18 protein-coding genes are annotated in these 21,931 nt (G+C 68.0%); 8 read left to right on the top strand and 10 right to left on the bottom strand.

Annotated features, from left to right (window positions below; genetic code table 11):
* Positions 1 to 282: 282 nt before the first annotated feature.
* Complete coding sequence (locus tag ABR323_RS09970) at positions 283 to 1,470, top strand: benzoate/H(+) symporter BenE family transporter (RefSeq protein WP_439449168.1); 1,188 nt, start codon at positions 283 to 285, stop codon at positions 1,468 to 1,470.
* Between the two features lie 5 nt (positions 1,471 to 1,475).
* Here ABR323_RS09970 and ABR323_RS09965 read toward each other — a convergent pair whose 3' ends face one another.
* The 5 genes from ABR323_RS09965 to egtB all read right to left on the bottom strand — a co-directional run bounded on the left by ABR323_RS09965 (position 1,476) and on the right by egtB (position 6,802).
* A complete protein-coding gene (locus tag ABR323_RS09965; protein WP_439449167.1) occupies positions 1,476 to 2,249 on the bottom strand; it encodes a DUF2628 domain-containing protein in 774 nt (257 codons plus the stop codon).
* A gap of 50 nt (positions 2,250 to 2,299) precedes the next feature.
* The gene (locus ABR323_RS09960) at positions 2,300 to 3,166 is read right to left on the bottom strand and encodes a D-hexose-6-phosphate mutarotase (protein ID WP_439449166.1); all 867 of its coding nucleotides are present in this window, start codon (positions 3,164 to 3,166) and stop codon (positions 2,300 to 2,302) included.
* A gap of 40 nt (positions 3,167 to 3,206) precedes the next feature.
* A complete protein-coding gene (locus tag ABR323_RS09955; RefSeq protein ID WP_439449165.1) occupies positions 3,207 to 4,475 on the bottom strand; it encodes a lytic murein transglycosylase in 1,269 nt (422 codons plus the stop codon).
* An 84-nt stretch (positions 4,476 to 4,559) separates the two neighbouring features.
* Positions 4,560 to 5,534, bottom strand: coding sequence for an L-histidine N(alpha)-methyltransferase (gene egtD / locus ABR323_RS09950; protein WP_135275608.1), 975 nt, complete (start codon positions 5,532 to 5,534; stop codon positions 4,560 to 4,562).
* Positions 5,531 to 6,802 (bottom strand): ergothioneine biosynthesis protein EgtB, encoded by a 1,272-nt coding sequence (gene egtB / locus ABR323_RS09945; protein ID WP_439449164.1) that lies wholly within the window; start codon positions 6,800 to 6,802, stop codon positions 5,531 to 5,533. Before egtB ends, egtD begins: the two co-directional genes overlap by 4 nt.
* Before the next feature lie 150 nt (positions 6,803 to 6,952).
* On the opposite strand from egtB, the gene ABR323_RS09940 reads away from it, so the two are divergent.
* Positions 6,953 to 8,233 (top strand): diguanylate cyclase, encoded by a 1,281-nt coding sequence (locus tag ABR323_RS09940; protein ID WP_439449163.1) that lies wholly within the window; start codon positions 6,953 to 6,955, stop codon positions 8,231 to 8,233.
* A 3-nt stretch (positions 8,234 to 8,236) separates the two neighbouring features.
* On the opposite strand, the gene ABR323_RS09935 is transcribed toward ABR323_RS09940, so the two are convergent.
* A complete protein-coding gene (locus ABR323_RS09935) occupies positions 8,237 to 8,629 on the bottom strand; it encodes a YchJ family protein (protein WP_439449162.1) in 393 nt (130 codons plus the stop codon).
* 101 nt (positions 8,630 to 8,730) lie between these two features.
* Between ABR323_RS09935 and ABR323_RS09930 the strand changes: the two genes are divergently transcribed.
* Positions 8,731 to 9,510, top strand: coding sequence for a sulfite exporter TauE/SafE family protein (locus ABR323_RS09930; RefSeq protein ID WP_439449161.1), 780 nt, complete (start codon positions 8,731 to 8,733; stop codon positions 9,508 to 9,510).
* A gap of 197 nt (positions 9,511 to 9,707) precedes the next feature.
* Here the strand turns inward: ABR323_RS09930 and ABR323_RS09925 are convergent, their stop codons facing one another.
* The 4 genes from ABR323_RS09925 to folE form a co-directional block, all read right to left on the bottom strand.
* On the bottom strand, positions 9,708 to 13,088 hold the full coding sequence (locus ABR323_RS09925; RefSeq protein ID WP_439449160.1) for an ATP-binding protein: 3,381 nt from the start codon (positions 13,086 to 13,088) through the stop codon (positions 9,708 to 9,710).
* A gap of 16 nt (positions 13,089 to 13,104) precedes the next feature.
* Positions 13,105 to 13,806, bottom strand: a complete 702-nt coding sequence (locus ABR323_RS09920; RefSeq protein WP_439449159.1) for a DUF4194 domain-containing protein — start codon at positions 13,804 to 13,806, stop codon at positions 13,105 to 13,107.
* Positions 13,793 to 15,262, bottom strand: coding sequence for a DUF3375 domain-containing protein (locus tag ABR323_RS09915; RefSeq protein WP_135275613.1), 1,470 nt, complete (start codon positions 15,260 to 15,262; stop codon positions 13,793 to 13,795). The genes ABR323_RS09920 and ABR323_RS09915 overlap by 14 nt, the downstream gene beginning before the upstream one ends.
* Positions 15,263 to 15,374: 112 nt before the next feature.
* Complete coding sequence (gene folE, locus ABR323_RS09910; protein WP_004141296.1) at positions 15,375 to 15,986, bottom strand: GTP cyclohydrolase I FolE; 612 nt, start codon at positions 15,984 to 15,986, stop codon at positions 15,375 to 15,377.
* Between the two features lie 683 nt (positions 15,987 to 16,669).
* Between folE and ABR323_RS09905 the strand changes: the two genes are divergently transcribed.
* The 5 genes from ABR323_RS09905 (at position 16,670) to ABR323_RS09885 (ending at position 21,856) form a co-directional block, all read left to right on the top strand.
* On the top strand, positions 16,670 to 17,125 hold the full coding sequence (locus ABR323_RS09905; protein WP_012481667.1) for a MarR family winged helix-turn-helix transcriptional regulator: 456 nt from the start codon (positions 16,670 to 16,672) through the stop codon (positions 17,123 to 17,125).
* A gap of 107 nt (positions 17,126 to 17,232) precedes the next feature.
* Positions 17,233 to 17,442, top strand: coding sequence for a DUF1656 domain-containing protein (locus ABR323_RS09900; RefSeq protein WP_135275614.1), 210 nt, complete (start codon positions 17,233 to 17,235; stop codon positions 17,440 to 17,442).
* Positions 17,439 to 18,356: an efflux RND transporter periplasmic adaptor subunit gene (locus ABR323_RS09895; protein ID WP_439449158.1), complete on the top strand. Its 918-nt coding sequence runs from the start codon at positions 17,439 to 17,441 to the stop codon at positions 18,354 to 18,356. The genes ABR323_RS09900 and ABR323_RS09895 overlap by 4 nt, the downstream gene beginning before the upstream one ends.
* Complete coding sequence (locus tag ABR323_RS09890) at positions 18,353 to 19,813, top strand: efflux transporter outer membrane subunit (RefSeq protein WP_439449157.1); 1,461 nt, start codon at positions 18,353 to 18,355, stop codon at positions 19,811 to 19,813. The genes ABR323_RS09895 and ABR323_RS09890 overlap by 4 nt, the downstream gene beginning before the upstream one ends.
* Before the next feature lie 3 nt (positions 19,814 to 19,816).
* Positions 19,817 to 21,856: an FUSC family protein gene (locus ABR323_RS09885; RefSeq protein ID WP_439449156.1), complete on the top strand. Its 2,040-nt coding sequence runs from the start codon at positions 19,817 to 19,819 to the stop codon at positions 21,854 to 21,856.
* Positions 21,857 to 21,931: the final 75 nt, after the last annotated feature.

Raw genomic sequence — 21,931 nt, 5'->3', positions numbered from 1 at the left:
CCGGACTTTTCGAGTCCGTCAACACCTTCGTTCGATCATCTCGTCCGGCGGTGGTGGCGTCGCTGTTCGCGTGCCGTTTCCGAAGAAGCGATGCGCTGCAGCAAGGGAGCGAATTCTAGAGATCCTGCAGATTTCGTCAAGCCTTTTTTTGCATGCTGATGACAGAAGCGCCGCGACATCACGCATGACGTACGCTCGAAGATCGCTGCGGCGTTGACCGCGCGTTGCGCGGCCAACGCCGCAGAGGCTATCAATGCACGGATGCTCAGTAGAGGGACGGCAATGAACACGCAGGTGCGGCGGGGGTGGTGGCGCGATCTTTCAATGCCGGCGGTCGTTGCCGGCTTCATTACTGTATTGGTCGGCTTCGCCAGTTCGGCCGTGATCGTGTTCCAGGCGGCACAGGCCGTCGGTGCCGACCAGGCGCAGATTGCGTCATGGATGTGGGCACTGGGGCTGGGCATGGGCGTGACCTGCATCGGCCTGTCGCTGCGCTATCGCGTGCCGGTGGTGACCGCCTGGTCGACTCCCGGTGCGGCGATGCTGGTGGTCGGTGCCGGTGGAGCCTCTCTTTCTGAAGCTACCGGCGCCTTCCTGCTTGCCGCAGTGCTGGGCATGCTGGCCGGCTTCTCCGGCATCTTCGCCCGGCTGATGCAACGGGTGCCGATGGCACTGGCCGCCGGCATGCTGGCCGGCGTGCTGCTGCGCTTCGGCCTGGATGTGTTCGTGGCGATGAACACCCAGCTGGTGCTGGCGCTGGCGATGTTCGCCACCTGGCTGGCCGGACGCCGCCTGTTCCCACGCTATGCCGTGATCGCCACTCTGGCGGTCGGCATCGCAGTGGCGGCCAGCCGTGGCCTGCTGCACGCACAGCAGGTACACCTGCAGCTGGCCGTTCCGCAGTGGGTTGCGCCATCGCTGTCGTGGACCGCGGTGGCCGGCATCGCCCTGCCCCTGTTCGTGGTCACCATGGCCTCGCAGAACATTCCGGGCGTAGCGGTAATGCGGGCATCCGGTTACGACGCTCCGGTGTCGCCCGTGATCGGCTGGATTGGTGTGGTCAACACGTTGCTGGCCCCTTTCGGTGCCTACGCGCTCAACCTGGCCGCAATCACCGCCGCAATCTGCATGGGCCGCGACGCGCATGAGGACCCGGCACGACGCTACACCGCCGCCATGGCCGCAGGCGCCTTCTATATCGTGGTCGGGCTGTTCGGTGCCACCGTTGCGGCATTGTTTGCCGCGTTCCCGAAGGAACTGGTGGCCTGCGTGGCCGGTATCGCGCTGTTCGGCACCATCGGCAACAGCCTGGCCAGCGCATTGGCGGTGGAACGTGACCGCGAGGCAGCGCTGGTCACGTTCCTGGTCACCGCCTCGGGTGTCACGCTGGCCGGCATCGGTTCGGCCTTCTGGGGCCTGGTGGCCGGTTCGCTGTGCCTGCTGGTGCTGCGGCCCCGCCAGGCCCGCTGATCCAGCTAGCCCGCCAGCTCTGCGCCGATCGTAGCCAGCACCATGACAACGATGATGGCGGCCAGCGTGGCGATCACGCTGGTTCCTCCACGCGCGGCCAGTTCGCTGCGCAAACGCGCTTCATCGCCCCCGGTCACGGCACGCGCCTGGGCGATCTGGCGCTGGCAATGGGTCAGATACCAGCTGTTGCCGAACATGCCGGTGGTGATGCTGAGCGCGAAGGTGATGACCAGTGAGAGGCCCTCAGGCACTTCCAGCAGCGTCTCGATCACACTGACCAGCAGCAGGAGGCCGGCCCACAGCGCAGCCAGGCGGTACATCTTGCGGTACATCATCCATACCAGGCCGATCAGGAATGCCGGCCAGTGCCAGGTTCCGGTGCCCGTAGCGCTGCCTTGATCCAAGCGCCAGCGCTGGCGGTAGATCGGGAAATTGCCACCCACCACGCTGGCATACAGGGCCATCTCGCCTTCCAGCCCGAGGCTGGGGGTCATGTCCGGTGTTGTCTCCGGCGCGCGGTAGGGATCGGAAGGATCACCGACCCGGGGCGCGCTGGCTTCGACGGAGGGCAGGGCTTCGATCGACTGCGCCGGTGCGGCCTCCATGCGGGCTGGCACCTCGTCCAGCTCGGCCAGCGGCCGCCATGACGGCATGCCCTCGCACCACAGCAGCGTGCGCGCCGTTACCGCCCCCTCCTGCTGCAGCCGGCGAAGACCGGCCAGGTCGACCGGCCCACTGCTCTGCCTGCCATTGGCATACCACCACTGTGCTTCCTGCATGTTCTCCATCCTTCCTGCGAACATCATCAAACTGGAATTGCTGCCACCGCCTACAACGGGGCAACGGTCAGCGTCTGCGCCAGCCGGTGGCGCGCTCCCGGTGCAAGGGTGATCTGTTCGGGGCCGGCATTGGCCACCTCCAGGCACACGTAATCGTGCCAGCCATCGCCGACGTCGGCCATCTTCGCTGCCGCGTCCGCGCCCGGGTTCCATGCCACCAGGGTCTGGCTGCCGGTACTGCGAATCCCGATCTGTCGCTGCAAGGCAGGATCACGCAGTACGTAATGGCCGCCGGCACCGGTATAGATACGGTCGCTGCGACCGGGATCACGTGGATCGCGCAATGACCACGGCCCCTGCTGCAGGCGCGCCTGCGCGTAGTCGTCGTATTTGTCGAGATACTGCAGTCCATCGACGCCATCGACCTCGACGCGGCTGGCATCGCCCACGTGGAAGTAGCTGTGCAGGGCCTGGGTGAAGGTCACCGGGGCGGTGCCGATGTTCTCGCTGGTCAGCTGCTGGTGCAGCTGGCGGCCGATGCGCAGCTGCATCTGCAGGCGCAGGCCGAGGTCGATGCAGGGCGCGGGCGCCAACTGCAGCTCCACGTCACCATCATCGCTCTGGTTGGCCTGCAGCAGTTCCCAACGCGCGGTACGCACCAGGCCGTGCGCAGGAACATCCGCGCTCTGCCCCTGGCGGCCGAACCATGGCCAGCACACCGGCACGCCACCGCGGATGGGCGTGGGCAGCTCGGCGCGATTCGGCGACAGCCACAGCAGGTCCACCTGCCCTTCCGGAATGAATGACAGCAGCTGGCCACCAAACACACTGATGACCGCCGTGGCCCCGGGGGTCCTCACGTGCCACGCCTCAAGCCCGTGATAAAGGCCAGTGCTGATGTCCGGATTCGACTGCATGCGATGACGCTCCTTGAAGACCGCGGCGATGATGTCGCGGTCAGCGTGTCGCCGGCAAGGACTTCTGGCCACCGGGCGCGACGGCGGCCGCCTCTTCCTGCAGCACGCGCAGAATGCGCTGGCCCGCGCGACCGTCTACCTCACTCCAGCCCAGGCGCTGCTGCTCGGTCTGGATCGCGCGACGGGTGGCGGTACCGATCATGCCGTCGGCGCTGCCGATGTCGTGACCTCGCGCGAGCAGCAGGGTCTGCAGCTGGCGGCGCTCGTCGCGGCCCAGGCCCGGGTCATCGGTCGGCCAGGCGGTGGCCAACCCGCTGCCGCCACGCAGCTGGTCGGCCAGCGTGGCGATCGCCAGCGCATAGCTTTCGGCGGCGTTGTAACTGTAGATCGCGTCATAGTTGCGGAACACCAGCAACGCCGGACCCTTGGTCCCGGCCGGCAGCAGCAGCGCCGCGCGCGCATCGGACGGCAGGTTGGCGGGAGCCAGTGCACTGCCATCCAGTGCGGTCACGCCCTGCGCGCGCCAGTCGGCCAGCGCGCGGCGCTGGGTGCGCCCGGCCTGGCTTGCAGTGAAACCGGCCGGGATACGCACCTCCATCCCCCACGGCTCGCCACTGCGCCAACCGGCACGCTTGAGGTAGTTGGCGGTAGATGCCAGCGCATCGGGAATGCTGCCGACCAGATCACGACGACCATCGCCATCGCCGTCGACCGCGATGCGTGCGTAGGTGCTTGGCATGAACTGGGTATGGCCGAACGCCCCGGCCCAGGAACCGGTGAGCCCCTGCGCCTGCAGGTCACCCCGGTCGATCAGCTTGAGCAGGGCCAGCAGTTCACCCCGGAAGAAGGCCTGACGACGACCGGCGCAGGACAGCGTAGCCAGTGACTGCAGCAGCGGGCGCTTGCCGAACACGCGGCCATAGTCGCTCTCCACGCCCCAGACCGCGACGATGGTGGTCGGATCAACGCCGTACTGCGCCGACACCCGATCGAGCAGGTCACGATGCTGCTGCAGCATCGCACGACCATCCTCGGCCCGCTGGCGATCGACCAGGGCTGCCAGGTAATCCCAGATCGGCGTGGTGAATTCCGGCTGCGCGTCGAGCAGGCCGAGCACGCTGGGGTCCGGCGTGAGGCCGGCGGTGATCTCGTTGAAGCGGTCAGCGCTGATGCCTTGGGCCGCGGCCGTGGACTGCAGTTCCACCAGGCAGCGGCTGAACGCAGGATCGCTGCTGCCAGCGGGTTCCACAGGCTGTGTGGATGCCGATGCGAGGGCGGCCGCCAGGCCGAGCGTGGTCAGAATGGGCATGGCGTCCTCCGTGTTGCCTGTGCAAGGCCATCTTAGGGCTACCGGTGCAGCCGAACCTGAAGCGGCACCGGCTGATGATCGGTGCTACAGGGCGCGCAACAGGCGCAGGCCATAGGCCGGGGCGTCGGCATCCCAGCGCTGCACCACCTGCAGCCCGGCCTGCTGCAGCAGCTGTTCGAAGCTGTCATCGGTGTACTTGTGGCTGTACTCGACGCGGATGGGTTCACCGGCGGTGAAGTGGAAGGTGCGGCCATCCAGGTGGACATCCTGCGCCCACTGGCTGACCAGGTCGGTTTCGATGCGCAGCCGTGCCGTGCTGTAGCGGGCACGGTGGCGGAAGCCGTCGAGGTCGAAGTCACTGCCAATCTCGCGGTTGAGGCGGGCCAGCAGGTTGAGGGTGAAGGCGGCGGTGACGCCCTGCGCGTCGTTGTAGGCCGCTTCGATCAGTGCCGGGTCCTTGTGCAGGTCGATGCCGACCAGGGCCAGGCCGTCGTGGCCCATCGTCTGGCGCATCGCCCGCAGCAATGCGACCGCATCATCGCCTTCGAAGTTGCCCAGCGTGGATCCGGGGAAGAACAGCAGCCGTCGCGCGGGCTCGCGCTCGGGCATGGGCACGGCCACGGGACGGGTGAAGTCGGCACAGACCGGCAGCATCTCCACCTCAGGCAGGGCAGGTGCCAGATGGTCGATGCTGGACAGCAGCGCTGCACGCGAGATTTCAATCGGCGTGTAGGCCACCGGGTCGTGCAGGGCGGCCAGCAGCAGCGCGGTCTTGCGGCCGCTGCCACTGCCCAGTTCCACCACGTGCAGGCGCGGGCCAACGGTGCGGCCGATGTCCGGCAACACGCGCTTGAGCAGGGCCAGCTCTGTACGCGTGGGGTAGTACTCGGGGGTCTGCGTGATCTGTTCGAACAGCCGCGAGCCGTGCGCATCGTAAAAGTACTTCGAGGGCAGCTGGCGCGGCGCGCGCGACAGCCCGGCCACCACATCGGCCAGGATCTGCGGGCGGCCGGGGGTGAGATCGGTCAATGCCTGCAGCGCGTCCTGCACTGTACTCATGTCAGGTCCCTGGCCAGGCGCAGCCCGGAGAACTGCCAACGCGCCGGTGGCATGAAGAAGTTGCGGTAGCTGGCACGCACGTGGCCGCGCGGTGTGGCGCAGCTGCCGCCGCGCAGCACCCACTGCCCGCACATGAACTTGCCGTTGTACTCACCGAGGTTGCCGGCGAAGGGGCGGAAGCCCGGGTAGGCGCCATACGCGCTGTGGGTCCATTCCCAGACATCGCCGAACAGCTGCCGTAGTCCACTACCCTGCCCCGCCTGCGGATGCAGGTGGTCATCCTCGGCGAAGTGGCCCCGCAGCGGCTGCGATGCGGCAGCGGCTTCCCACTCGAACTCGCTGGGCAGCCGCGCGCCGGCCCAGCGGGCGCAGGCGTCAGCTTCGTAGTAGCTGAGGTGGCAGACCGGCGCATTCGGATCCAGTTCGCGCCAACCGCCCAGGGTGTACTCGCGCTGCAGGGCGTCATCCCAATAGAGCGGATGCCGCCAGTCCTCGGCTTCACGCACTACCCAGCCTTCACTGAGCCACCAGCGCGGTTCGCGGTAGCCGCCTGCGTCGATGAAGGCACGGTACTCGGCATTGCTGACGGGACGCTCGGCCAGCGAGTGTGCGGGGAGCAGCACGCGGTGCGGTGGGGATTCGTTGTCGTAGGCGAAGGCGGTATGCCGCGGCCAGGCTGCGGCGCCGACGGTGACGATACGCTCGGGTGATTCGATCCAGCCCTGCGCACTGGCAGCGCTGGCGGCAGGCTTCAGGTCCTCACGGTAGGCGGGCTGCAACGGGTTGCACCAGAACGCATGCTTGATGTCGGTGAGCAGCAGTTCCTGGTGCTGCTGTTCGTGCTGCAGGCCCAACTGCAGGTGCTGCAGCGCCTGCTCATCAAGATCGCCTGCCGCCAGCCGCGATTGCACCTGTGCATCGACCTGCTGGCGATAGTCGCGCACCTGCTGCAGCGATGGCCGCGACAGCAGCCCACGCTGCGGCCGGGCATGCGCCGGCCCGATGCTCTTGTAGTAGCTGTTGAACAAGTAGTCCCAGGCCGGGTCATGCGCGGGCGCGGTGGCAAATCCCGCCAGCACGAAACGTTCGAAGAACCAGGTGGTGTGGGCAAGATGCCATTTGCTCGGGCTGGCGTCGGCCATGCTCTGCAGCATGGCGTCCTCGGCGCTGAGCGGCGCGGCCAGTTGCATGCTGCGCGCCCGGATGCGGGCGAACTGGCGGGCGAGATCGTGCTGCGGGGCAGCGACGGCGGCGGGTACGCTGTCCATGCAGGCAGGATCGACGCAGGCCGGTGAGTGCGACGTCATGGTCCGGCGTCATTGCGTTCACATGCGTGACCGCCTCGCATTCAAGAAGCAGGCGAAAGCGCCGCTAACGGCAATGCTGCGGCCGCGTCGTCACCGCGCTGGAATTCCTGCTTGCCCCTGCATCCGCTCCGCCAGCCTGCGCATTATCTGTTCGTGCTGCCCGCCGTGCTGGTTGCCGTGGTGGTGTGGACCGCAATGGATACCGCAGACGTGGCAAGCCCGGCGCAGCGCATCCTGCCCTGGCTGCTGGCCTGCCTCGGTGCAGGACTGGCCCTGCTCTACCACCAGGTGCGCTCGCTCTGCCTGTTGCTGGTGGTGGCCGTCATGTTCGCGCTGCTGCACCGGGACGTTGGCGGCTACCTGCGTAGTGGCCATGTCGACGCAATGACCCCTCTGCGCTTTCACGCCATCTCAGCGTGGCTGCCGCTGCTGTTCGCCGGTCTGTCGCTGTGGCCGGAGCGCGGCCGCCGTCGCCAGGACCTGCTGTTGCGCGCGGTTTCCAGCGGTACCGCACTGCTGATCTTCCTGCTGCTGGCCACGCAGCAGCCGCGCGGCATGCACGATCTGCTGTCGAACCGTCACTGGGCGTGGATCCCGGCCGACTGGAACGCCTTGGCGCAGCTGCCGGCGCTGCTGTTCCTGCTGGCGACCGCAGCGCTGGGCTGGCAAGCGTGGCGGCATCCACGGCCACTGCACACAGCGATGCTGCTGGCCCTGCTGTGCCTGTGGTGGATGCTGCCGAGGGTGTTCCTGCAACCGGTGCTGCTGCCGGCGCTGAGCAGCGCGGCCCTGCTGCTGATGCTGGGCGCGATGCTGCAGGAGTCCTTCCACATGGCGTTCCGCGATGAGCTGACTGGCCTGCCCGGGCGCCGCGCGTTCAACGAGACGCTGCAGCGGGCACGTGGCACCTACAGCATCGCGATGGTGGACGTGGACCATTTCAAATCGTTCAACGACACCCATGGCCACGATACCGGCGACGACGTGCTGCGCCTGGTGGCCTCGCGGCTGGCGCGGGTGGGCGACGGTGGTCGGGCGTTCCGCTATGGCGGCGAGGAGTTTGCGGTGGTGTTCCTGGACCGCCCGGCAATGGCCTGCGTCGATGCCGTGGAAGCCTTACGGCAGAGCATCGAGGACACCCGCATGCAGCTGCGTGACCGCAGCACCCGCAGCCGCGACGATGACGCCGGGCGCCAGCAGCGCGGGCGGGGCGGCAGCGGACAGGTAGTGCAGGTAACGGTAAGCATCGGTCTGGCTGACACCCGCGTCGGTCCGCGCCCGGCGGCCGTGGTCAAGGCCGCCGACCAGGCGCTGTACGCCGCCAAGGACGGCGGTCGCAACCAGGTGCGCGCGTATGCCGGGCAGGACGTGCTGGCAGTGCGCGGTGGCTGAGGCTCAGACCGCGTCGAGGTAGTACCAGCGGCCTTCGATGCGCAGGAAGCGGCTGTGCTCGGTCATCTTCACCGCGCTGCCGCCGCCCACCCGATAGCGCGCGGTGAACCGGACCTCGGCGCTGTCGGCACCGGTGACGGTGTGCTCGTGCACGGTCAGGCCCAGCCAATGTGTACGCTGGCCGGACGCATCATCCAGCGACAATTCGGCCGGACGCGTGTCCGGATGCCAGCTCTGGCGCAGGTAGTCGGCCAGGCCCCGCACATAGGCGCTGTAGCGCGAACGCATCAGGCGCTCGGCATCCGGCGCGGCTTCACCGTCATGGAAGCGGCCGCAGCAGGCGGCATAGTCGGCGGGAAGGCCACAGGGGCAGGGATCGGCGGGTTTTCGGCTCATGTCGGCATTGTCGCCGGGTTGCGCGGATTGATCCACGTACGGCATAGGTCGCCGGTACAGGACAGGCGTATGCTGTCGCGCCCCCACCTTGATTGATCGCCGTGCTGGAACTGGTTCCCCCTGAGTTGTGGTGGCTGGTGGTGATCGCCTTCATCGCCGGCCTGGTCGATGCCGCCGTGGGTGGCGGTGGTCTGGTGCAGCTGCCGGGACTGTTCACGGTATTGCCGCAGCAGACGCCGGCGATGCTGTTTGGTACCAACAAGTTCAGTTCGATGTTCGGTACGGGTGCAGCGGCTTGGCGCTACGCGCGCAACGTGCGCTTCCCGTGGAAGCCGGTGCTGTTCGCAGCCGGCACAGCCTTCGTGTTCTCCTTCGCCGGGGCCACCGCGGTCAGCCTGCTGCCCAAGGACGCGGTGCGCCCGCTGGTGCTGGTGCTGCTGATCGCGATGCTGGCCTACACGCTGTGGAAGAAAGACTTCGGTGCGCTGCACCGACCGCAGGAGATCGGCCGCCGCGAGCTGGTGATCGCGCTGGCGATCGGTGCAGCGATCGGCTTCTACGATGGCTTCTTCGGACCGGGCACCGGCAGCTTCCTGATCTTCCTGTTCGTGCGCTTCTTCGGGCTGGATTTCCTGCGCGCGTCGGCAGCGTCGAAGGTGGTGAACCTGGCCACCAATGTGGCGGCGATCTCGTTCTTCGTGCCGACCGGCAACATCCTGTGGCTGTTCGCGCTGCCGATGGCCGCGGCCAACATCGTCGGCTCGGTGGTGGGCACGCGCCTGGCGCTGAAGGGCGGTACGCCGTTCATCCGCAAGCTGTTCGTGGGGCTGGTGGTGGTACTGATCGCGCGGATGGCGTGGGATACGCTGCGCGGGGCGTGAATGCGCCTCATGACCCGGTAGGTGCCAACCTCGGTTGGCACACGGTTTCCCATCGCGAAGAGCAGCCGAGCATGGCTCGGCTCTACAGAATGCTTGGGCGCGAGGTGCTGCCGGCCAGCGGCCGGCACTACCCCATCGGGCGGTTCATGACCCGGTAGTGCCGGCCGCTGGCCGGCATCCCCATTCAATCGGCCAAGTCAGGCCTCGGCTTCTTCCGGTTCGTTGGCCTGCTGGCGGCTGCGTTCGGGCAGCTTCAGGCGCTTGCCTTCTTCGTCGTACTCGATCAACAGAACGCCCGAGTCGTGGCGGCCGCTGATCTCGACGAAGCAGGCGCCACCGATGAACGGCTCCAACGTCATCACCGACTTCAGCGGTGTGGCGACCACCATCTGGAAACCGAAGTTGTCGAAGATGTTCATCGCCAGCGCGGTGAACTCGTTGTCGGCCTTGTCGAAGGCTTCGTCGAGCACGACGGCGGCGTAGCTGGGCAGCTGGCTGTCGGCACCGCCGAGCTGGTAGCGCAGCGCGGCCGCCAGGCAGGTGGTGGCCAGCTTCTGGCGCTGGCCACCGGACTTGCCGGCGCCACTGCGGTAGATCTCGACCTGCTGGCGCGTTTCCGCATCCAGCTCGACGCCGATGAACTCCACGTGCATGCGCACGTCCAGCACCAGCTCGCGCCAGCGCTTGTCCTCGCCTTCCTGCGAGCCCAGCCGGTTGACCAGCTGGCGCAGCACAGTGAACTGCGATTCGGCCAGCTCCCGCTGCTCGGTCTGCTGCTGCGACAGCACCTCGCGCAGCTGCAGGTGGAACTCGCCGACTTCCGGCAGGCGGCGGTCGTTCAGTTCGATGGTCAGCAACGTACCGCGGTTGAACGGCACCTGTTCCAGGCTGGCGTTCACTTCGTCCAGGCGTTGGCCGATCGACTTGCGGGCCTCGGCGCTGTGACGCTGCAGGGCCAGCAGGTTGTTCTTGCTCTGGTTCTGCAGCAGATCGAAGAAGCGCTCTTCGTGCTGCGGCAGTCCATCGCGCTCCAGGCGTTCGAGGCGGGCCAGGAAGTCTTCGGCCGAGGCCACCGACACGGTGAAGTCGCCCGATTCCTCCGGCCACTGCTGGATGAAGCGACGGAAGCAGCCAATCAACTGGTTCTCGATGCGGTTGAGGTCCTGCTGCGAGGACGACAGCTGCTCGTTCAGCGCGTTGCTGACCTGGCGCATGTGCGCTTCCAGCGTTTCCAGGCTGAGCGGGCCCTGCTCCTGCAGGCGTTCGGCGAGGCCGGCTTCATGTTCCTGGGCCAGGCTCGGCAGCACCAGCGCACGGCTCTGCTGCCGTGCACGATCGAGGCGATCACGTTCCTTGACCAGCTGCCCACGTTCGACGCGGACGTCTTCATAGGTGCGGCGGGACTGCTCGATGTCGGCGCGCACGGCGTCGATCTGCTTGGCCAGCTTGGCGAGATCGGCGTTGCCTTCGCGCAGGTCACGCAGCGTGGCCTCGATATCGGTCAGGCGCTGCTGCGGGGCGGCGATGTCGATCTCGTTCCAGCTGATGCTGACCAGCTCGTGGCAAGCCAGGCGGCGTTCGTTGTCGCGGTCACGCTGGCCGCGCAGGCGCGCGATGTCGGTCTCGCAGCTGGCGATGCGCTTGGCCAGTTCCTGTGCTTCGCGCTCGAAAGCGCCCACCTTGTCGTGGTTGTTGAAGCCGAGGATCCAGCGGCGGCGGTCGCCCACCGCACTGCGGTCGTCCTTCTCGAAGCGGTCGCCCGGATGCTTGACCTGGCCTTCGCGGGTGATGCCGCGGTCGACGTTGCGCAGCTGCTTGGCATCCACGCACTCGTAGTCGAAACGCTTGCCGAGCTCGCGGCGCAGCCAGCTTTCGAAGACGTGCTCGCGCAGCTCCAGCTTGTGCAGCAGCGACTTCGCCGACGGCTCACGCGCGAACGCATCGTCGTTGCGGCGCACGCGGTAGTAGGTGAAGCGCATGCCCAGGTGGGTACGGTTCACCCACTCGGCGACGTCGTTGTAGTGCTTGTCATCGACCAGCAGCGACAGCGCGAAGCCACCCAGCACACGCTCGATGGCGCCCTGCCAGCCCTGCTCTTCCGAGCGGACCTGGATCAGCTCGCCAACGAACGGCAGCGCCGCTTCGGCGATGCCGGTTTCCTCGGCCAGGCGCGCGCGCAGCTTCTGCATCGGCGCCGGGATGTTGGAGGGGGTGCGCTGCATCGCTTCGAGTTCGCTGCGCACTTCACCGAAGCGGCGCTCGTCATCGCGCTTGCCGCCGAGGCGGTCGCTGATTGCATCGTCCAGTGCAGCCGAGGCCCGCTGGCGATCCTGCAGTTCGTTCTGCGCACGCTCGACCAGCTCGGAGAAGCCGTGGGCGTCGTCGGGCAGTTCGGCCTGCAGCTGCTGTGCGGCTTCCTGGGCCTGGTCACGCTTGGCCTTGCGGCGGTCGCGCTCGGCTTCGGCGCGGCCCTGCTCGCGTTCCAGTTCCTCGATGCGCTCACCGCCCTGCTGGCGGCGCTGCAGTTCCAACTCAGCCAGGCGCTCGGTGTGGTTGTCCAGCGCGGCGCGACGCTGGCTTTCCTCGCCAAGCAGGCCGCGGTCACGCACGTCCATCTCGCGCAGGCGCGTTTCGATCAGCGCCTGGCGGCGGCTTTCGCGGAAGCTGTCGACACCGAGTTTCAGTGCTTCGTCGTCGCCACGCTGGCGGTGCATCTGCTTCAGGTCGCCGTAGTAGGCGCGTGCCGGCAACAGGGTTTCCACCTGGCGGCGCGCGGTGACTACGGCCTGGTGCGCGCCATCGAGCTCGGCGAAGTCGCTGACCAGACGCTCGGCGGCGTCGAAGGTCTTCGGCGTGTCGAGCATGAAGTCGCGCAGGAAGACGTTGAGGTCGCCCAGGTTCTTCGCCGACTGCGTCTTGTGCAGCAGGCGCAGCGCCATCTCGTTGTCGATGCCGAGCAGGTCGCGGAAGCGTTCGGCGTAGCCGGAGAAGGTGTCGAAGTGATGCAGGTCGGACAGCTTCTGCTTGAGTTTGCGCAGGTCCAGGTCGAAACCGCCGAGATCCTTGGCGATGTCGAACGGACGCTCGGCAATCATGTAGTGCTTGCGCACGTCGCCGGCCGAGGTGCCGTTGCCGGAGATCCACAGCAGGCGCACCAGGCTGACCACGCGGCCATCGCCGGCGCGGTATTCCAGCACCAGTGCGGTCCAGGTCGCGCCCTTGCGCAGGTACTGGGTGGCGATCTCGCCGGTGCCGCTGTCCTGCTGGTCGGCCCATGCGCCACGCACGTAGGACACCAGGTTGCGGTCGCGGCCACTGCGCTCGGCCTCACGCGCGGCGGCGTTGAAGTCGACGATGGCCGGCGGCGTCAGCAGCGCGGACATGGCATCGAGCAGGGTCGACTTGCCCGAGCCGGAACGGCCGACGAACAGGAAGCCGCGCTCGGCGATCGGCACTTCGGTCAGGCCGTTGAAGGTGCCCCAGTTGTGAACCTGCAGGCGGCGCATGCGGAACTGCTGCAGGCGCGGGTCCGGCAGGCCTTCGTTGAACAGGGCGGGAGTGTGCTTGGAGATAGCCATGCGATGGTCGGGTCTCTCAGGCCTCGGCGGCCGGGGTTTCGCGCAGCTGGCGGTAAACCGCCGAAAGCTGGGACACGTCTTCGGCGGAGAACAGCAGCTTCAGCGCCGGCGACACTTCGTGGCGGTCTTCCTGGCCGCTGAGGCGGGTCAGGATGTGGTTGTCCTTCATTTTCTGCACCGCCGAGGCGACGCGGCGGTTGAAGCCGGCGCGGTCGGTGGACAGATTCTTTTCGTAGATGGCCAACGCTTCGGCCATCTCGGCGTCGGCGACCACCGCGCGGTTGCCGCGCGCATCGGCCTCGGCCAGCTGCTGGCGCAGGTACAGCAGCAGCACCGAGTCGATGAAGGTCAGCGGCGAGGTGCGCAGCAGTACCGGTGCCTCAACGTCTTCGGTGTCCGCCTGGCGGGTGAATGCCACGCCGCTGTCACGGTCGAGTACCAGTTCCAGGAACAGGTCCGCCAGCGACGAACGGATGGCGGCTTCGCTGCGGATCAGCGCCGGCCACAGCTTGGCGTGGCGCAGCTGGTCGATGCTGGGGCCGATCAGCAGCTGGCACAGCGCGCGGCGTGCATCCAGCGGCAGGCGCCCGGTATCGCCGAGGTAGTACACGTCGTTGCCACGGCGGGGCTGCGCCACGGTCGCCACCGGCTCGGCTTCGTAGGCGTCTTCCGCCACGTCGGCCTGCGGTGCGTCGATGGGATCTTCATGCCAGCTCATGGCGTCTCTCCTGGGTGAACCAAACCAGCGGGATGCGGGCGCGACGGACCTGGCCGTCGCCACCACGCCATTGCGCAAGCTCCTGCTCGCCGGCGACCACGTTGCCGAAGCGCGTGCCCAGCGACAGGTAGCCGATGACGCTGCCGAGGCCCTGCGGCGCTTCGCGCTGCGACAGGGCCTGGGCAATGCTGAGACGCGGCTGTGCATCGAGCAGGTCGTGCAGGTCGCGGCGCAGGGTGCGGAAGTCGATTTCAGATGAAGCGACCAGGTCGCCGACGCTCTCCAGGCTGATCGCGGCGGCGTCGTTGTACTCGACGTTGCCATCGACCTGGGCACTGCGCGGATCGTGCAGCTTCCATTGCGACCACGAACGCAGGCGGCTGGTGGTCAGCTGCAGGTCGCGGCCGATGCCGCGCTGTGCAGGGAACTCGTCGCGCAGCGCCAGCGCTTCGGACTGCGCCTGCTTCAGCAGCTGGTTGAGGCGGCGCTGTTCCAGATAGCCACGGCTCTGCACGAAGCCGCGCAGGCTGCGCGCGAAGTTCTGCAGCACGTCGTGCACCTGGCCACCGCGCTCAAGCATGGTGCTGGTGAAGCCGCGCAGGAAGTTGCGTTCGTTGCGGTCCAGGCGGCGCGCAAAACCACGCGCCAGCACTGCTTCCAGCGCAGCATCGAGCTGGGCGCTCTGCTCGGCGTCGTTGAGCAGGCGCCAGAACGCCTGGAAGCTGCGCCCGGCATCGCTTTCACCGATCACGTCCACGCCTTCGAACAGCTGCGACAGCACGTCGCCGCGCTCGCCCTCGTCGTCGATGATGCGTTCGCGGAAATCGCGGTTGAGCTGCTCGAAGTCGTCACGTACGCGGCGGAAATCTTCGGTCAGCTCGTCGGCCAGGCCGATGATCTGGCGCGCACGTTCCAGCGCGCGCTTGCCATCCAGCGCGATCACGCGGCCGGCGCCGACACGGGCGATTTCGGCGTCGATGCGGTCGCGCTCGTCACGCAGTGCGGACAGGCGCGCGTCCGGATCGGACTCGGTCTGCGCGGCCAGCTGCGAGAGCTGTTCGATGACCAGCGCCAGGCGGCTTTCAGTGGCGGCCACGCGGGCCTGCTCAAGGCCGTCGGCGAAGCGGATCGCCTGCAGTGCCGCAGTCGACAGCTCGTACTGCTCCTGATCGGCGCCTTCGGGCAAGCGGCGTTCCAGCCAGCCCTGGGCCAGCCAATGCGCGATGTACGCCTGTGCGGTGCGCGGCAGCTCGCGCGACAGTTCGTCGCCGTTGAGCTGGTCCAGCGCGCGTTGCAGGCGCTCACTGAGCACCGACGAGGGCAGCGTGCGCTCGCCGTCCATCAGCAGGCCCTGCAGCAGGCCGATGATTTCCGGGGCGTGGTCGGCAGCGAGCAGCTTCCACTGGGGCTGTTCACGCAGATGGCGGTAACGGGAGATGCGTTCGCGATGCTTCATGCAGCGAAAGGATTCGTAAGGGCTGGTGGGGACGAGCAGCCGCGCACGGCCGCCGCGCGGGCGGCCGTGGGCATGCCGGCCACACAGGGCCGGCGCGGTGCGGGCAAGCGGCTCAGCGCTTGCCGCCCACTTCGATGAAGCGCAGGAACTCGGCGCGGGTACGCGCGTCGTCGCGGAAGCTGCCCAGCATCTTGGAGGTGACCATGCTGACGCCGCGCTTGTGGATGCCACGGGTGGTCATGCATTCGTGGGCGCCTTCGACGACCACGCCGACGCCGATCGGTTGCAGCACATCCTGGATGCACTGGGCGATCTGCGCGGTCATCTTCTCCTGCACCTGGAAACGGCGGGCGTAGGCTTCGACGACACGGGCCAGCTTGCTGATGCCCACCACCTTGCCGGCCGGCAGGTAGCCGACGTGCACGCGGCCGATGATCGGCGCCATGTGGTGTTCGCAGTGGCTTTCGTACTCGATGTCGCGCAGCACGATCAGTTCATCGTAGCCAGCCACTTCCTCGAAGGTCCGCTCCATGTAGGCGCGCGGGTCGTCGCGGTAGCCGCTGAACCAGTCGCCATAGGCTTCGGCGACGCGGCGGGGGGTATCCAGCAGACCTTCACGGGACGGGTCCTCACCGGCCCAGCGCAGCAGGGTGCGCACGGCATCCTCGGCCTGGTCCTGGGTCACGTCGCCCTGCGGGGCGGCCTTTTCGTTGTTCTTGCTCATTGCGTACAGCGTCCCGAACGGGGGGCGAGCATCGTACCCGACCGGGGGGTGGGTCGTCCTGTGGGGACGGTTCATCGGGGGGTCGTGTTGGCGCGTCGTTGCTATCGGTTGGGAGGTAGAGAGGGGACTGCGCAGGACACGCCGTAAACCCCCTCCGGGGTCCGGCCCAGCCGCTGGCGGCTGTGCGTTCGGGCGCTTGCGAGGCATGCCTCGCAAGCAAAGCGCCCTCACCCCTGGGGGCTCGATGGCGCCATCCATGGCGCCAACGGTCCTGCGCAGTCCCCTCTCTACCTCCCTGACGGTTTCCTGGGGGCGCGGCCGGACCGCCCGAAAGCGGGGTCAAAAGCGGGGGTTCATGGCTTCGGAAGCGGCCCGCCGCCGCCTCGGTGGGTGCGGACCGTTGGTCCGCACTGCTTCTGCTCTTGCTTCTAATGCTTCTAAGAGCCAACCCACCGCGCTAGCGGGGTGATGGGAAGGCAGCGGGGGCCGGGCGGGGCAGGACCGTCCGCGGCATGGATGCCGCGGCCGAGCCCCCATGGATGGGTTCACGGCGTGTCCTGCACCGTCCGGCCCCCGCTGCCCCACCCGACACCAGGCAGGCGCAACGCTTTCCTCACTACACCCCACCCATTCAGAAAAACCCATTGATAGGAATGAAATTAGTAGTATCCTATCTATATCTTATGGACCGACCCCTCGACGAGCGCACCGTGCTGCAGATGCAGCTCAGCTCCGGCCTGCTGTACGCAGGGCGGCAGTGGCAGCGCCTGGCCGACAGCCGGCTCGGCAGCTACGGCATCTCCACCGCCTGCACCATGCCCCTGCTGATGATCGGCCGCTCCGGCGGTGGCATCCGCCAGGTGGCGCTGGCCCAGCAGCTGGGCATGGAAGGCCCGTCGCTGGTGCGCCTGCTGGACAAGCTGTGCGCCAGCGATCTGGTCCGCCGCGAGAGCGACGCCAGCGACCGCCGCGCCAACCTGCTGTGGCTGACCGACGCGGGACACGCGCTGGTCAGCGAGCTGGAAGACCAGTTGATCGGCCTGCGCCAGGACGTGTTCGGCGAGCTTTCCATGGATGAACTGCACGCCGTGCTGAAGGCATGGCGCCTGCTGGCCGAGGCCGCCGACCGCATCACGTAAGACCGTTCTGCCCGGACACCGCCGCTGCCGTGCACACGCCAGCGGCTTTCGCCCGTTGCCGTTGTTTTGATGTACCTCCCCTCCCCACTTCGCACCCGCCCCTACCGATGCCCGGTGAATTCAGTCTCCATGGAATATTCGTCCCGACCCTGCTCGGGTTGATGCTGTTGGCCTATCTGGTCAACAGCGGCCTGCACGCGCTGCTTCAGCGCGCCGGCGCCTATCGCCATGTCTGGCATCCGCCGCTGTTCAATCTGGCGCTGTACGGGATCGTGCTGGGCCTGCTGTTCCACCTTCTGCGTTGGATGCAATCGTGAACAAGATCGTGAAGAAGACCCTGCCGGTGCTGCTCACCAGCGCAGCCGTGATCGTCGCCCTGCTGGTGCTGCGCCAGTTGTGGGTCTACTACATGGATGAGCCGTGGACCCGCGATGCGCACGTGGGTGCCGATGTGGTGCAGGTGGCGCCGGATGTGTCCGGCCTGGTCGAAACGGTGCAGGTGGCCGACAACCAGGCGGTGAAGAAGGGTGACCTGCTGTTCGTGGTCGACCGCGCGCGCTACCGCATCGCGCTGGAACAGGCCCGCGCCAGCCTGGCCGAGCGCCAGGCATCGGTGACACAGCTGCGCCGCGAGATCGGGCGGGATCGCAGCCTGCAGGACCTGGTGGCCGCCGAGGATGCCGAAGTGCGCCGGGCCAAGCTGCAGGCCGCACAGGCTGCGCTGGCCACCGCACAGGCGGCGGTCGACCTGGCCGAGCTCAACCTGGGCCGCACCGAGGTGCGCGCACCAGCCGATGGCCGGGTCAACGATCGCACCATGCGCGTAGGCGACTACGTGGTGGCCGGCAAGCCGGTGCTGGCGCTGCTCGATACCGGCTCGTTCCGCATTGATGGCTACTTCGAGGAAACCCGCCTGCGCGGCGTCGCCCCGGGGCAGCGCGTGGACATCCGCCTGATGGGCGAATCGGCACCGCTGCGCGGCCATGTCGAAAGCATCGCCGCCGGCATCGAGGACCGCTACCGCAGCAACGGCAGCTCCCTGCTGCCGAACGTGACCCCGGCCTTCGACTGGGTGCGGCTGGCGCAGCGCATCCCGGTGCGCATCGCCATCGATGACGTGCCCCAGGGCGTGGAACTGATCGCAGGCCGTACCGCCACGGTGACCGTGGACACCGGCCGCCATCCACACAACGACAAGGCCGGCACCGCGCCGACACAGGCGGGCCTGTGAACGCCGCCCTGCCCCGTCTCGGCCTGATCGTTGCGCTGGCCAGCCTGACCGCGTGCAGGACCGTCGGCCCCGACTACGCACTGCCGGAAGGCTCGGCGTTCAAGCGCCCGGAGGCCAACGCGGCCTTCATCGATACGCAGAACCCGCAGATTGCCGCCAACCAGGCGCTGCCCGACCGCTGGTGGTCGCTGTACAACGACCCGGTGCTGGACGGCCTGATCACCCAGGCGCTGCGCGACAACGTGGAACTGAAGGCCGCCGATGCGCATCTGCGGCGGGCAGCCGCCGTTTACGAACAGGCACTGGACGCCGGTGGCTTCGAGTACGAAGCCGAGGCCGGCGTGAGCCGCGCGCAGCTGTCGGCCGAATCGTTCCTGCAGGAGCACGAACTGCCGGTGATCAACCTGGCCGATGGCAAGTTTGCGGTCAGCTACCAGTTCGACCTGTTCGGCAAGCTCAAGCGTGGCGCCGAAGCGGCGCGCGCCGACGAACAGTCGGTGGCCGCAGCACGCGACCTGGCCCAGGTCAGCGTGGTGGCCGAGGTGGCCGACAGCTACCTGGAAATCTGCCACGCCAACCATGAACTGCACGTGGCTGAACACTCACTGCAACTGCAGCAGCGCAGCCGCGCGGTCACCCAGCGCCTGATTGCCGCCGGCCGTGGCACACCACCGGAACTGGCCCGTGCCAATGCACAGGTCGCCCTGCTGGAAGCCGCGTTGCCGCCGCTGCATGCGCAGCGCTCGGCGGCCGCCTATTCGCTGGCCGCCCTGCTCGGGCAGACCCCGGGCCAGCTGCCGGCCGGCGTGATCGACTGTGCACACGCCCCCGGCCTGGCGCAGGCGCTGCCGGTCGGTGATGGCCGCGCACTGCTGCAGCGCCGCCCGGACGTGCGCCAGGCCGAGCGCAAGCTGGCCTCGGCCACGGCACGGATTGGTGTCGCCACCGCCGAGCTGTATCCGGACATCCGCCTGGGTGCCTCACTCGGTGCCGCCGGCCTGCTGGAAGACTTCGGCACGCCGATGACCCAGCAGTGGTCGATCGGCCCGCTGATCTCGTGGACGCTGCCGTCGTCCGGCACGCACGCACGCATCCACGCCGCCGAAGCCGGGGCCGATGCGGCCCTGGCCGAGTTCGACCACACGGTGCTGCAGGCACTGCGCGAGACCCAGACCGCACTGGACCGCTATGCGCAGGACCTGCGCCGGTTGCAGTCGCTGCGCATCGCGCAGGAGCAGGCCGCGCTGGCCGCCGAGCAGAACCGCCGGCTGTACCAGGGCGGCCGCACGCCGTACCTGTCCAGCCTGGATGCAGACCGCAGCCTGGCCAACAGCGATGCCACCCTGGCGGCCGCCGAGGCGCAGGTCTCGCGCGACCAGATCCACCTGTTCCTGGTGCTGGGTGGCGGCTGGCAGGCCAGCGTCGCCGCAGCCAGCACCCCGACCGCAGCGAAGTAGGCCATGAACGCGCTGACCGACCGCCAGGCGTGGCTGTTCTCGATCAAGACCTACCTGGCAGCGGTGGCCGCGCTGTACATCGCCATGGCCGGCAACCTGTCGCGCCCGTACTGGGCGATGGGCACGGTGTACATCGTCAGCCAGCCGCTGCTGGGCCCCACCCGCGCCAAGGGCGTGTACCGCATCGTCGGCACCCTGGTGGCCGGCCTGGCCACCCTGCTGGTGCTGCCGGCGCTGGTGGAAACACCGCTGGTGCTGAGCGCGGCGATGTCGATCTGGCTGGCCGGGTGCCTGTTCATGGCCCTGCTCAACCGCGGGCCGCGCGGCTACGCGTTCCTGCTGGCCGGCTACACCACCGCCTTCATCGGCTTCCCGGCGGTGACCTCGCCGGAGACCATCTTCGACACCGTGGTGGCACGCAGCGAGGAGATCATCCTCGGCACGGTGGTAGCAGTGCTGTTCGCGTCGCTGCTGTTCCCTGCTTCGGTACGCCCGATGCTGCGCGCCCGCATCGGCAACTGGATGGAGGACGCCGCGCAGTGGTGCCGGCAGATCCTTGAACGTGGCCGTGCGCATGCGCCGCGCAACCGGCTGGCCGCCGACCTGGTGCAGTTCGAGGCACTGATCGAGTTCCTGCGCCGTGACGATCCGCGCCATGCCGGTTCGGCGGTGTCGATGGAGCGCCTGCGCGAACGCATGCTGCTGCTGTTGCCGGTGCTGTCCTCGATTGCCGACCGCCTGAGCGCGCTGCGCAGCGATGGCCAGGCCCTGCCCGAAGGGCTGCCGGCACTGGTCGACGATATCCACGACTGGCTGGATGGCCCGACGAATGCCAGCGAGTACGCCCGCCTGCGCGCGCGCATCAGCGCGCTGAAGCCACAGGTGGATCGCGACCTGCAGCACCTGCAGCTGGCCAGCCTGCTGCTGCGCCTGGAGGAGCTGGTCGACCTGTGGCAGGACTGCCGCACGCTGCAGCACGCCATCGACCACGGCACCGCGCCGCTGGACCGCGCGCACTACCGCATCCGTACCGAACGCGTGGCCGCCGACAAGCACGTCGACTACGGCATGGCGCTGTTCTCCGCGCTCAGTGCCGGCGTGGCGCTGATGAGCTACTGCGTGTTGTGGATCGCACTGGGCTGGGAAGGCGGTGGCAACGGCGCGATGATGGCCGCAGTGACCGCCGCATTCTTCGCCGCGCAGGATGATCCGGCACCGAGCATGGTGTCGTTCCTGGTATGGGCGATGGTCGCCTCGGTGGTGGCCGGCGTGTACCTGTTCGGCGTGTTCCCGGCCGTGCACGACTTCGGCCTGCTGGCACTGGTGCTGGCGGTGGCGTTCCTGCCGCTGGGGCTGATGCTGCACCACCCCAAGAGCGCACTGTTCGCGCTTCCGCTGACGGTCAACCTGGCCGCGCTGCTGAGCCTGCAGAACACCTACAGCGCCAACATCCAGACCTTCCTCAACTCGTCCATCGCAATGTTCATCGGCATTGGCTTTGCGGTGGTGATGACCCGCCTGTTCCGTTCTGTGGGTGCCGAATGGACCGCGCGCCGGCTGGTGCGGCAGGGCTGGACCACGCTGGCCGAAGCCGCCGAAGGTCGCGGCCAGCAGGACCGCCAGCGCTTCGCCGCGCGCATGCTCGATCTGCTCGGCCTGCTCGCGCCGCGCCTGGCGGCAACGCCGGAGGGCAGCGACATCGCCTCGGTGGACATGCTCAACGAAGCGCGCATCGGCCTGAACATCCTGCAGCTGCGCCGCGCCCGGCTGGAACTGCCCGAGCGCAGCCGCGAAGCGGTCGAGCACATTCTGGAAGAGGTCGCCGTGCACTACCGCCGGCAGATCGCCGCGCGCAAACCGATTCTGGCGGCCGACGCGCTGCGCGAGCGGCTGGATACCTCGCTGGGCCGGGTCGGCAGCGTGGCCGCGTGCAAGGCGCGCGATGAAGCCCTGATGGGTCTGATCGGGCTGCGCTTCGCGCTGTTCCCGGAGGCGAAGGCGTTGGCGCCGGGATGGGCGGACGCCACAGCTCCATCCGTGTAATGCGATCCGCCGGGCATGGCCCGGCGCTACCCTGTTCGCCTGATACGAATCGCCGGGCATGCCCCGGCGCACCCC

Origin of the sequence: Stenotrophomonas sp. ATs4 (assembly GCF_051861585.1) — a bacterium.
GTDB lineage: Bacteria > Pseudomonadota > Gammaproteobacteria > Xanthomonadales > Xanthomonadaceae > Stenotrophomonas > Stenotrophomonas maltophilia_AS.
The sequence above is the reverse complement of the archived record's forward strand: the minus strand, read 5'-3'. Positions and strand labels throughout refer to the sequence as shown.